Consider the following 11,652-nt stretch of genomic DNA (forward strand, 5'->3'; position numbering starts at 1 on the left):
TCCTTTTTTTTCGATCTTGGCTTCGATTCGAAATCTAATAATTAGACATCTATCTATCTGATTCTGGGATTAGCGTCAACGCCAAGCCGATTAGATGTGCATCTCCATGGTTTCGGTTCGTTGAACACAGCTGAGCATTCGCGGATGGCGCCATCGTCAAAACTTCTAGCGACTTTGTGTCTTTGCCGCGGGCGTCGCCCGCTGCGAAGCGTCGCTACTCCCCGGCCAGCCATTCCAGCGACCAGTGCGCCGGCTTTTCGACCGCCAGCAATCTGTGCAGGACCGGCAGCACGATGCGCAGTTCGCGCTCCAGCGTGAAGGGCGGGTTGACCACCACCATGCCGCTGCCGTCGAGGCTTGGTTCACGCGATGCCGGCCGGATCTCGAACTCGATGTCGAGCAGTTTTGGAACGCCGGATTGCTTGAGCGCCTTGCGGAAGGCGATGATCGCTTTGCGGTCCTTGATCGGATACCACAGCGCGTAGATGCCACCCGGCCAGCGCCTGTGCGCTTTCTGCATTCCGTCGACCAGGCGGTCGAATTCGCCGGCTTCTTCGAACGGCGGATCGATCAGCACCAGGCCGCGCTTTTCCTTTGGCGGCAGATGCGCGCCAAGCGCCAGCCAGCCGTCGAGTTCGATCACCCTTGTCTGGAAATCGCCGGCAAACAGCGTCTTCAGCCTGGCAGCATCTGCGTCGTGCAATTCGATCGCCGACAACCGGTCCTGCTTTCGCATGAGGTACCTGGCGATCAATGGCGAGCCCGGATATTTCTTCACCCCGCCATCGGGATTGAGCGAACGCACCGCTTCAAGATAGGGGGCAAGCAGCGCAGCCGCCGATTTTTCGATCGGGGCGTGGATGAGGCGGCCGATGCCGCCTTGCCATTCGCCGGTCTTTTGCGCTTCCGCCGACGAAAGATCGTAGCGGCCAATGCCGGCATGAGTGTCGACGACACGGAACGCCTTGTCCTTCTGCTTCAGATAGTCGAGCAGAAGGCTGAGCACGACATGCTTGACGACGTCGGCGAAATTGCCGGCGTGATAGGCGTGACGGTAGTTCATGACGCGCTCATGTCGAGGAGCCTCTGCCCCAACGCGGCGGTGGCGGCTTCGAGTTCGGGTTCTCCGGCCGGCGACCGCCGAAAGCCAGAGCAAGCAGGAAGCCGATCAGGCCGACTGCCATCAGCCCATAGCCGACCGGCCGTGCGCGTTGATCGATCTCACCGGCGCCGGAGCGCAGTATCAGATCCACCGCGCGTATCGGGATATCGTCGGCGTCGCCCGGGCCGGCGGTGAAGAGATAGGCGCCGGGACTGACGGTTTCTATCACGCCGGCCTCGTCGCGAAAGATCTTGTCGGGCAGTTGCGGGCTGACCTGGCGCGGATTGTCGGCGTGGTTGAATTGCAGCGTCGAGGCAAGCACCGTGCGGCCGGCTGTGGCGGCGGTCAGCGTCAGCACAGTGCGCTGCTGCGAGACAATGCGCTCGGCCTTTGCCGTCAGGTCGACCAACACTCTGACCGGCGCGTCGCCAGCTTTCAGCGTCACCGTTACAGGCCTAAACCGTCCCTGGTCGTAGACGCGCCAGGCGCCGATCTCGTGGCCGGAAAAATTGCTCACCGCCCAGGGATAGACGAAGCCAATGGCGGCGCCGGCAAGCAGTATCAGGACAAACAGAAAGCGCATTGAGGAGATCCGGGTGTTCGACAGATTGCCAATAACGCCCCGAAGGCCAAAAAGCGATGGCTGACGCAGCGGAGCCACCTTTGTGGAGTCCGTTGGCGGCACGCAAGCCATGTGGCACTTATGGCGAATGAAGCCTTCCGCAGAAGCATCGACTCGTCTTTTCCAACCGATGCCGGTGGCTCATGCCCAATAGCACCGTGCTGATCACCGGTGCCCGCGCGCCGGTGGCGCTGCACCTGGCGCGGCTGTTGCATGGCGCCGGGCGCCGGGTGATCCTGGCCGACAGCCCGGCCCGGCCGATCGCCGCAGCGAGCACGGCCTGCGCCGCCTACCATCGCCTGCCGCCGCCGCGCTTTGCCGCCGGCGCCTATGCCAAGGCGGTGGAAGCGCTTGTCCGTGCGGAGGGCATCGAACTCGTTATCCCGACCTGCGAGGAAGTCTTTTATCTCGGTCGTTTCTGGCAGCACCGCGCCATGCCGGCCCGCCTCTTCGCACCCGAGATGGCGATGCTCGCCCGCGTTCACGACAAGCATGCCTTCATCCGGCTGGCGCAGAGCCTTGGGCTCGACGTGCCGGAAACGATACTGCTGCAAAGCGAGGCCGATCTCGACGGCGTTCGTGGCCAATCGCGCGAATTGGTGTTCAAACCTGTGTGGTCACGTTTTGCCCGTGACGTACTGCTGCGGCCATCGCCGGACGAACTCGACGCCGTCCGCCCCTCGCCCGCCGCTCCTTGGGTGGCGCAGCGCTACATCGCAGGTGAAGAGATCAGCGCCTATGCGGTGGCGGTCGAGGGTGAACTCAAAGCGCTGGCGCTCTACAGTTCGCTCTATCGCGCCGGCATGGGCGCCGGCATCTGTTTCGAGCCAGTCGGGGATGCGGCTGCCCGGCGCTTCGTCGAAACCTTCGTCGCCGGCGCCGGCTGGACCGGCCAGATCTCCTTCGACCTGATGCGCGAGAATAACGGCACGGTGCTGCCACTGGAGTGCAATCCGCGCGCCGTGAGCGGCCTGCACTTCTTTCGCGATCCGCGGCGCTTCGCCGACGCGGTCCTGGAGGATGGCGCCGAGGTGAAGCCCGACGTGACGGCGCCGCAGACGGTGAGGCTTGCGATGTGGATCTACGGGATGCCGGCGGCACTGCGCTCCGGTGGTCTCGGCAGCTTTCGCCAGGCGATGCACGATGCCGATGAGCTGCTCGACTGGCCGGGCGACCCCGCGCCGAAGCGGGCGCAGTGGCGCACGCTGGCCGAGATCGCCGGCACAGCACTGCGCCAGCGCATCAGCCTTCAGGCTGCGTCGACGCGCGATATCGAGTGGAATGGGCCGGAGCAGGACTGAATAGAGCGCTTTCCTACAGCTCGATCTGGTACACCCTCGGCTCTGCCGCCGCCGGTGGCATCTTGCCGTCGATGATCGCCGCTATGTCGCGGCGCAGGAAATCCAGCGGGCCGATCGCCGGCTGAACCTGCGGCGATATACGGGCGTTGTCGCTGGCCGATTTCAGCACACGGCGATCCTGCTGCAGGGCAAAGGCAAAGAGCGGCCGGAAAGCAAGCGCCTTGAGTTCGCCGAACAGGCCCTGTCGCGGGCCGATCAGCCAGCCGACGCCTTCGACGGTCCGTTCGTCCGCCTGACGCAAATGGAAAGTGGTCGCCAGCGCCAAGCCGCCCTTGCCCCAATATTCGAGTTCGACGATGCCGGGATGGCGGTAGCGGCCGATGGTCTTGGCGCGCTCGCCTTCCAGCAGCCGGCTGACCAGCCCCTGTTGGCGGTCCTCGCCGGTGTAGCAGCTTTCGACCCAGCCCTTGCCGCCGGTCACCTCGACGCGCACGAGATGGCGCTTTGCGGTCAGGCCGCGCAGCACACCCTTGTGGGTGAAGTGGGTGTGAGTGGCGTCGAGAATGTTCTCGGCGGCGTCGAGCACCGTCGATCGCGCCGAGCTTCGCACCCGCTTCACGACGACATCCTTGCCTTGCATGCAATGGAGATAGGGCTCGCCCTCAGGCGTGCCTGCCGAGACGAAGACGACGCCGTCGCGCTCGATCGCGCTGTAGCGGCGGACACGGTAATGCGGGACGTCGCCGACATGGCCGGGAATGGCGGTGCAGCGCCCTTCCCCATTGTAGCGCCAGCCATGATAGGGACATTCGATCTCGCCGCTGATGACCTTGCCGGTCGAGAGTTCGACCAGGCGGTGAGCGCAGCGGTCGAAGAGGGCTGCAATCCCCTGCGCCGAGCGGAACAGCACCAGCGGCGCGCCGTCGAATAGGATGCGCTTCGGCTTGGCTTTGATGTCGGCAGACCGCATCACCGCCTGCCAATAGTCTTTGTCTTTTTGCTGCCGGGCTTCGCTCAAAGTTCAAATCTCCTGAGCAGGGGAACGCCGATCTTCGCGAGCACAAATTCCATGATACGCACTGCAGCGCGCTGGCGGCGCCGAAGATGGCCGGCATAGACGGCGTTGTACTCCACCGTTGCCACGGCGCCACGCAAGCGTTTGAAGGCGGCGGCACCGGCGCTCATGTTGAACAACAGGCCGTGCGCCATCGCATGGTCCTGCGCAATCGCCATCATCATGCGGTAGAGCCCTTCGCTCACTGGAAGACTTGTGTCGTAGCCAACGATTGGCTGCGTCAATGTCCTGCCGTTCTGAGACAAAGCGGCGACGGCGACCAGTTCACCGCCGGGACGACGCAGGCCTGCCAGTTGCAGGATGCCGCGACGGTGCGTCTCGCCGATATAGCGGGCGGTGTAGTGCGGGTTGAGTGGCGTATATTTGTCGAGATAGAGCATCCGGTAGAGCGCTTCGGCGCGCGCATAGTCGGCCTCGGTGAAGTCGCCATTGCCGACCCGCTCGAACGGCGTCGTGCGCAGCCGCTTGCGGTCGCGCTTCATGTCGTTGGTCATGGCCGAACCGCGCCCGGCGAAGATGTAGATTTGCCGCGCCGCCAGCATTCGAAAACCCTCCGCCTTCAGCGCTGCGATTGTCGAGGGATCGGCGATCTCGTTCAGGGAGCGGATGAGAACAGCGCGATCGGGAAAACGCGCCGTGAGATCGTCGCGGATCGCAGCGACCGCGTTGCGATCGAGCAGCGGCACCGGATTGGTCGAATAGAGCCAGTTGTTGACCTGAACCTGATGGTCGAGGCCGCTCATCCTGACCAGCGGCGCGCACAGGCCAATCAACATGCGGATCGCTCTTTGCAGCATGGGCGACGAGACGAAATTGCGGGTCTCGTCGATGGCGTAGTCGATATAGGCGCTGGACGGGCAGCAGACATAGCAGTTCGGCGCTTCGCTTCTGTCGTTCAGCGTCAGTGGAAAGAAGCGGCCAGCGATCTCGAGGGCCTCGACGGCGACCGTCAGATTTCGCACGAGGTCGCGCACCGGCACCTCGTTGAATAGCTGAACGAAGGCTTCGACCTCACGCGGGTTGTTTTCAACCTGGTCCAGTTGAGCGACTGGCAATGCGGCAGGCCGATTCACGTCCTCCTCCCCAGTCGGCATTCTACACGGCGCAGTTTACGGCTGGTCTCCAGCGGCAGGCTCTTGCGCAGGAGGCTGACTCTCACCGTCGCCTGGCGCGCGGCCAGTAGCGTTCGCACGGCTGCATGCGCGGCAGTGGCGGCTTCGTCGGCGAGCTCGGGCGCAAGGCTAAGTTCGATGACGTCGGCAGCGGTCTGGACCAGGCGGAAATCGTCGATGCGCCGGTCGGCCTTGAGCACCGCATTGCGTAGTATGTCGGGCGTGACGAGGAGCTGCCCGTGCGGCGAGGCGAGCCGGAAAGCGTCGTCCATGCGGCCGACGATCTCGTCCAGCGTGCGCAGCGGCGAGCCGCAGCGGCATGGCTTTTCGGACAGCCGCAGCAGATCGTTCATCCGGTAGCGCGCCATGATCTGGGTCCGGCGGCGAAAGGCGGTGATCAGCGGCATGACCAGGCCGTCGCCGGCCGGTTCGAACTCGAAGAACACCGAATCCTCGGCCAGATGCAGCCCGCCCTGGCGGCAGGTGACGGCGAACAGCCCTTCCGTCGCCATGTAGATCTGGTCGAGCTGACGACCAAAGAATGCCTCGATGACCGGCCGATCAACCGGGTCGAGCGTTTCGGCGGCGCTGAAAACACGCTGCGGCTTCAGTCGAAAGCCCTCGGCCGCGAAGTGCCGCAGTATCTTCGGTGGCGCGATGATCACCGTCGGCGCGAAACCTTCGAGGGCGGCGCGCCAGCTCTCCGGCCCGCGCATCAGGTCGAAGAAGCCGAGGTCGATGCGCCGCGATTTGCGCGCGCTGTCGTAGAGCCCGGTGTTTTGCGGCAGGATCACCGCCGCGCGCTGCCGGCGCCAGACGAGATCGGGCACGGTCTTGGCCAGGATCGTGCCCAGCCAGCGGTATTTTTCCGCTTCGGAAATGACGAACAGACCGCGATTGCCCGACGTGCCGGTGCTGGCGCCGACAGTCAACTCGCCGATCCGGCCATCGACTGCCTGCGCCTTCCAGGCCTCGGCCGCCGAGACGCCATGAATGTTGAAGCGGTCGAAATTGCCCATCACCGTCGCCTTGTCGGTCACCGGCAGGTCGCCGAGAAGACGTGGCGCCTTGCCGTAGAACGGCGCACGCGGCAGGTCGCGGCCGAGAAAGCGGCGCAAGGCATGACCTTGCCAGCGTTCGAAATTCTCGCGGCTCTTGCGCGAGAGCCATTGCGTCAGCGCAAACGAGCGGATCGCTTCGGCCGGCCCGTTCATGCGCCCTCTCCGGCAAGATCATACGCCGTCAACGCCGGATCATGGCAAAGCACGACCTCGCCCCCGGTCGCCATAAACCGGCGCAGCGTTGCGCTGGTCGGCTCAAGCGCAGTGGCGTCCTCGGCCAGCAGAGTAGCCGGCAGACCGGGCGTCCGGTTTTCCACCAATGCTCTGATCAGCCATTCGGCATCGACGGCGTAGAGCAGCGGCCGCTCCAGATTGGGGAACAAAAGGCCGAACTGGCCATCGGCATGGCCGGGCAGATCGACTGCGACGACGCTGCCGTCGCCGAACAGATCGGCGCCGCCTGGCACGCCGCCGCGAGGTTCGATCCGCCGCTTCGACGACAGCCCGTCGAGCCGGACCTCGAAGTCAGACGGGAACAGTTCCTTGAAGACGCCATGGCGCAGATTCTGCCGGGAAGTCTTGGCCTTCGCCCGCGCCCAGGCGGTGTCATTGGCGATAAGCCGAGCGTTGGGAAACAGCGACAGGCCCGACATGTGGTCGGCATGGAAATGCGTGACAATGACGGTGCGCACGTCCTGCGGCGAGAGGCCGAAGCGCACCAGTACCGCGAGCGGCTGCTCGGCTTCGTTGAGCTGGGGCCGGAGGATCGCACTGTAAAGACGCAACGCCGTGCTGCGCTCGCTGCCTTGTGTCACATGCGGCGTGTAGCCGGTATCGATCAGTACGGGGCCGGCCTGCGGATGCATGATCAGGCCGTAGCGGACACGTAGCCTGACCTTCGCCCAGCTGCCGCCGCGCAGGATCAGGCGCTCGACTGCGCCGACAGAGGCGCTGTTGGCGAAGACGATCTTCACGCAGCCTCCCTGCTTTCCGTCGCCTTGCCGAATGTGCGATCGAGCCCTTCCTCGAACGACACTTTCGGCGCCCAGCCGAGGATGCGGCCTGCCTTGGAAAGATCGAGGCTCTGCGCATAGGCGAACAGGCCAAGACCGTAGCGCGTCACCGGCGGTTCCGGGCGGCCGGGCAATATATTCGCTACCGTCTCCGCTATCCCGGCCGCCAGCATGGCGGGCCAGAGCGGCATTCTGCGCCAGCGCGGCTGCACGCCGGCGCGGGCGCAGGCCGCCTCGGCAATGCGGCGCACCGGCACCACTTCGCCGCCGGAGATGTTGAATATCTGTCCCTCGGCAGCGCTGCCAGCGGAGAGCGCGGCAAGCACCGCATCGACGACATCCTCAATATAAGTGAGATCGATGCGCGCCTTGCCGTCGCGAAACAGCGGCAGCGGGCGCTGCCGCGCCACCTGCAGCAGACGCGGCAGCAGCGTGCGGTCGCCGGGACCGTAGAGGCCGCGCGGCCGCAGCACCACCGGGCTGATCTCAGGCGCCGCCAGCACGATCTCCTCGGCCTGCCGCTTGGTGCGGGCATAGTGGTTGACCGGAGGGGGCAAGGCCGCATTCTCGGAAACTCCGAGCTGGTCGCGATAGGCGAAACAGACCGTCGGGCTGGAGATATGGACGAAGCGGCGCACGCCTTGCCCGCGCGCGAAATCGCTGAGGTTGCGGGTAGCTGTGACATTTGCCGTCTGGAAATCCGCCAACCTGCCGAAGGGCGCGGAAAGTGCCGCGCAGTGGATGATCGCATCGACGCCGTCGAGAGCGCGCGCGGCAGCTGCATCGAATGGTTGAGACAAATCGAGCCGAACGACCCGATGACCAGCGGCTTCGAGCGCCGCGCAGCGTTTGGCGTCCCTGCCAAGACCCAGCGCCGGTGTACCCAGTGCCGCCAGCCGCGCCATGATATGCGCGCCGAGGAAGCCGCTGGCGCCGGTGACGAGGACGCGTCCCACGGTCATGCTTCCAGCGCCATGCCGCCGAACGACACGCCGGCCGAGGTGCCGAGGAACAGCACCTTGGCGCCCGGCACAATGCGTTGTTCGCGGCGCGCGACGTCGAGCGCAAACGGGATGGAAGCGGCGATCTGATTGCCGTAGCGCGCCGCGATGTCGACGAGCTTTTCCCTGGCGAAGCCGGTCTGACGCGCCATGTGGGCGAGCGCCAAAGGGCTCGCCTGATGCGGCACGACGAGGTCAACATCGTCGTGCCGCCAGCCGGCGCGATCGAGCAACTCCGCTACAAAGCCGTTGAAATGGCGTGACGTGACGCGAAACAGTTCCTTACCCTCCATGTGGAACAGGCTGTGGCGGGCAAATTCCTCAGGCTCACGATGAAAGTCGAACCGGGTGCCGCCGGAGCCGATGCTGCAGGCCTCATAGGCGGAAGGGTAGGTGCGCATCAGGTTGGCCGCGACTCGACCCTCGGCAGGGGCTGCCTGCTGCAGCACGGCGGCCGCCGCGCCATCGCCGAAGAGGGCAGCAATTTCCGGCTGGTCCTGCCACGGCAGGGCGCGCGAGGCGATTTCAGACGAGAACACCAGCGCCGTCCGGCATTGCCCGGCCTCGATCAGGCGCGACGCGGTCTCGAAGGCTGTGAGGAAGCCGAGGCAGGTGCTGTTGACGTCGAAGGCGGCCGCCGACCCATCGGCAAGGCCGAGGCGCTGCATGACCAGCGGAGCCGTCGATGGCAACGGCTGATAAGGCACGCCGCAACCGCCGATGACCAGATCGACACTGCCTGCCTCAAGTTCGGCATCGGCAAGCGCCAGACGGGCTGCGGCACAAGCAAGGTCGACCTGCGATTCGGCCTCGCAGACATAGCGTTCGATGATGCCGGTCGCGGCCTCGAAATGTCCATCGCCAAACCCCAGCCGCGCATCGAGGGCGCGCGACGTCACGCATCGAGCCGGCACGGCCCGCCCCGTTCCGATGATCCTGATCCGCATTCTCAGCCCGCCGCTTGAGTTGCGCTTTTCGCAATCCTTAGATCGGATCGTTCGGCGATAACAGCGTCGTTTTCAAGACGCGCCGGCAAAGCGCTTACGCCTTGCGTTCCCAGCGCCGGTCGGGCGTCTGCTGCCAGTAGGTGACCGCGTGGCCCGCTTCTTTCAACACCTTCCAATGCGTCCGCGCGCTTTCGACCTGGGCCGCGTCATGGCCGTCGAACAGGAACACGGCGCGTTCGTAGCCGGCGAGATCGGCGGGTGCGGCGCCATCGACGAGGAAGCGTATCTGCGCCTGGTTGGGGTTGGCGTCGCTCGTGGTGAGCAGGATTGGCTGTTCGGCCGGATGGGCTTCACGGTCGGTCGCGTGCGCGAGGAACGAATCGTCCCTGAATGTCCACAGATGCAGGTCGAGCGCATCGCGCCGCTCCTCGGTCCCGGTCTGCACCACGGCGCGCCAGCCGCGATCGACGCTGCGCTCCAGCAGGCCGGGAAGCGCATCCTCCAGCGTCGATTCGGTCAGGTGGTAGAACAGGACATCGGCCATTCCCTGCCTTATCCCTCGTAATTGTCGCGCACCAGCCGGTCGAGCAGCCTGACGCCGAAACCCGAGCCCCAGGACTGGTTGATCTCGCTCGGCGGAGAGCCCATCGCGGTGCCGGCGATGTCGAGATGCGCCCACGGCGTTTCCTTGACGAAGCGCTGCAGGAACTGCGCGGCGATGATGGCGCCGCCATAGCGGCCGCCGATGTTCTTCATGTCGGCGTTCTTGGAATCGATCAGCTTGTCGTATTCGGGCCCAAGCGGCATGCGCCACAGCCGCTCCTGACTCGCCTGGCCGGCCGCCGTCAACCTGTCCGAAAGTTCGTCATTGTTGGAGAACAGGCCGGCATAATGCTGGCCGAGCGCGACCATGATGGCGCCGGTCAGCGTCGCCAGATTGACCATGAATTTCGGCTGGAAGCGGTCGTTGCAATACCACAGCGCGTCGGCCAGAACGAGGCGTCCTTCGGCATCGGTGTTGAGGACCTCGATGGTCTGACCCGACATCGAGGTGACGATGTCGCCGGGGCGCTGGGCGTGGCCGTCGACGGCATTTTCCACCAGCCCGACGATGCCGACGACATTGGCCTTGGCCTTTCGCGCGGCCAGCGCCTGGATGAGCCCGATGACGGCCGCGGCACCGCCCATGTCGCCCTTCATGTCTTCCATGCCGGAGGCCGGCTTCATAGAATTGCCGCCGGTGTCGAAGGTGACGCCCTTGCCGACGAAGGCGACCGGTGCGTCCTTGGCCTTGCCGCCCTTCCATTGCATGACAGCCATCCGGGCGCCGCGCGGCGAACCCTGCGCGACACCGAGGAGCGAGCCCATGCCGAGCTTCTTCATTTCCTTCTCGGTGAGGATCTCGACCTCGACGCCGAGCGCTTCCAGTTCCTTGGCGCGGGCGGCGAATTCGATCGGGCCGAGCGTATTGGCCGGTTCGTTGACAAGGTCGCGCGCCAGAAGCACGCCGTCGATGACCGCAACCTCGTCGGCGAAGGCCTTTTTCGCCGCGGCAGGATCGGCGGTGTGGATGGTCACCTTGACCGGTTTCTTCGGCTCGGCATTGTCCTTGTCTTTCCTGGTCTTGTATTTGTCGAAGGAGTAGCTGCGAAGAATGATGCCGGCGGCAAGGTTCGCCGCTTGCCTGCCGCCAATCTTTGCGCCCGGCACATCGAGGATGACGGCCACCTCCGCTGCCTTGCGCAGGGACGCGGCGATGGTGCCGCCAAGCTTCAGCCAGGCAAAGTCATCGAGGCCGGCGACCTTGCCGGCGCCGACCGCCACCAGTCGGTCGAGCGATGTTCCCTGCGGCGCCAGCACTTCGACGACACCGGCGAATTTTCCGGAAAACTCCGCCACCGGAAACGCCCGCGCCAGCGTTCCTGAGGGGTCGCAGGCCTTTGCCGGTTCGCCAAGACCACCATCGTCGGCCGCCAGCACGATGATGCTGCCCTTTTTGGGTGCGGCAAATTTGGCGAAGGCGATCAATGGTCTCAAAGTCATCAGGTCCTGCTTTCGGGAAACGGCTCAGATTTTCAGGAAAAATGCATTCTCAGGGAAGATGCGCGACATTTGGTCGTTTTCCTTGATTTGGCAAGACTTTGCCGGAATCAGGGATCATATGCGCAGCGGAATCGATAACGATTCGTCGCGGCACGGCTCCGCTTTCCTGCCGCAACCTGTTGTTAACCATTGATGTTCTCCCTTTCTTATTCATTGCCGCCGACACTCCGGCCTGCGGAACGGGCGATGTGGGACGGAGAATCGGATCGAACCGCCTGAAAGAAATGGCCAAACGCACCCAGTTGTACAGCCGCAGCCGGACGACTACCTTGTCGGCGGGCATGATGCCGTTCGGCAAATCGAGAAAAGCCTTAC

At 64.7% G+C, this 11,652-nt stretch carries 12 protein-coding genes; 1 reads left to right on the forward strand and 11 read right to left on the reverse strand.

What is annotated here, in order from left to right:
- Nucleotides 1-214: 214 nt before the first annotated feature.
- Together NKI46_RS03915 and NKI46_RS03920 are read right to left on the reverse strand one after the other, a co-directional pair.
- Nucleotides 215-1,063: a 23S rRNA (adenine(2030)-N(6))-methyltransferase RlmJ gene (locus tag NKI46_RS03915; RefSeq protein ID WP_023705344.1), complete on the reverse strand. Its 849-nt coding sequence runs from the start codon at nucleotides 1,061-1,063 to the stop codon at nucleotides 215-217.
- A 7-nt stretch (nucleotides 1,064-1,070) separates the two neighbouring features.
- Nucleotides 1,071-1,685, reverse strand: coding sequence for a hypothetical protein (locus NKI46_RS03920; RefSeq protein WP_023738619.1), 615 nt, complete (start codon nucleotides 1,683-1,685; stop codon nucleotides 1,071-1,073).
- A 182-nt stretch (nucleotides 1,686-1,867) separates the two neighbouring features.
- On the opposite strand from NKI46_RS03920, the gene NKI46_RS03925 reads away from it, so the two are divergent.
- Nucleotides 1,868-3,025: an ATP-grasp domain-containing protein gene (locus tag NKI46_RS03925; protein WP_031253533.1), complete on the forward strand. Its 1,158-nt coding sequence runs from the start codon at nucleotides 1,868-1,870 to the stop codon at nucleotides 3,023-3,025.
- Nucleotides 3,026-3,038: 13 nt separating this feature from the next.
- Here NKI46_RS03925 and NKI46_RS03930 read toward each other — a convergent pair whose 3' ends face one another.
- The 9 genes from NKI46_RS03930 to NKI46_RS03970 form a co-directional block, all read right to left on the reverse strand.
- On the reverse strand, nucleotides 3,039-4,043 hold the full coding sequence (locus tag NKI46_RS03930; protein WP_023738617.1) for a Rieske 2Fe-2S domain-containing protein: 1,005 nt from the start codon (nucleotides 4,041-4,043) through the stop codon (nucleotides 3,039-3,041).
- Entirely contained in the window at nucleotides 4,040-5,173 is a 1,134-nt protein-coding gene (locus NKI46_RS03935; RefSeq protein ID WP_352744854.1) for a GNAT family N-acetyltransferase, read from the reverse strand. Before NKI46_RS03935 ends, NKI46_RS03930 begins: the two co-directional genes overlap by 4 nt.
- Entirely contained in the window at nucleotides 5,170-6,426 is a 1,257-nt protein-coding gene (locus NKI46_RS03940) for a F390 synthetase-related protein (protein WP_352459632.1), read from the reverse strand. Before NKI46_RS03940 ends, NKI46_RS03935 begins: the two co-directional genes overlap by 4 nt.
- Nucleotides 6,423-7,247: an MBL fold metallo-hydrolase gene (locus NKI46_RS03945; RefSeq protein ID WP_023738614.1), complete on the reverse strand. Its 825-nt coding sequence runs from the start codon at nucleotides 7,245-7,247 to the stop codon at nucleotides 6,423-6,425. Before NKI46_RS03945 ends, NKI46_RS03940 begins: the two co-directional genes overlap by 4 nt.
- Nucleotides 7,244-8,248: an NAD-dependent epimerase/dehydratase family protein gene (locus NKI46_RS03950; protein WP_031253535.1), complete on the reverse strand. Its 1,005-nt coding sequence runs from the start codon at nucleotides 8,246-8,248 to the stop codon at nucleotides 7,244-7,246. Before NKI46_RS03950 ends, NKI46_RS03945 begins: the two co-directional genes overlap by 4 nt.
- Nucleotides 8,245-9,186: a 3-oxoacyl-[acyl-carrier-protein] synthase III C-terminal domain-containing protein gene (locus tag NKI46_RS03955; RefSeq protein ID WP_245260397.1), complete on the reverse strand. Its 942-nt coding sequence runs from the start codon at nucleotides 9,184-9,186 to the stop codon at nucleotides 8,245-8,247. The genes NKI46_RS03950 and NKI46_RS03955 overlap by 4 nt, the downstream gene beginning before the upstream one ends.
- A 142-nt stretch (nucleotides 9,187-9,328) precedes the next feature.
- Entirely contained in the window at nucleotides 9,329-9,778 is a 450-nt protein-coding gene (locus tag NKI46_RS03960; RefSeq protein ID WP_023738611.1) for a DNA polymerase III subunit chi, read from the reverse strand.
- 8 nt (nucleotides 9,779-9,786) lie between these two features.
- Nucleotides 9,787-11,277 carry a leucyl aminopeptidase gene (locus tag NKI46_RS03965; protein WP_352744859.1) on the reverse strand — a complete coding sequence of 497 codons (1,491 nt, stop codon included), beginning with the start codon at nucleotides 11,275-11,277 and terminating at the stop codon, nucleotides 9,787-9,789.
- Between the two features lie 49 nt (nucleotides 11,278-11,326).
- Entirely contained in the window at nucleotides 11,327-11,620 is a 294-nt protein-coding gene (locus tag NKI46_RS03970) for a hypothetical protein (RefSeq protein ID WP_155923815.1), read from the reverse strand.
- Between the last annotated feature and the right edge of the window lie 32 nt (nucleotides 11,621-11,652).

Source organism: Mesorhizobium sp. M0615, assembly GCF_040320805.1.
In the GTDB taxonomy this organism is placed as follows: Bacteria; Pseudomonadota; Alphaproteobacteria; order Rhizobiales; family Rhizobiaceae; genus Mesorhizobium.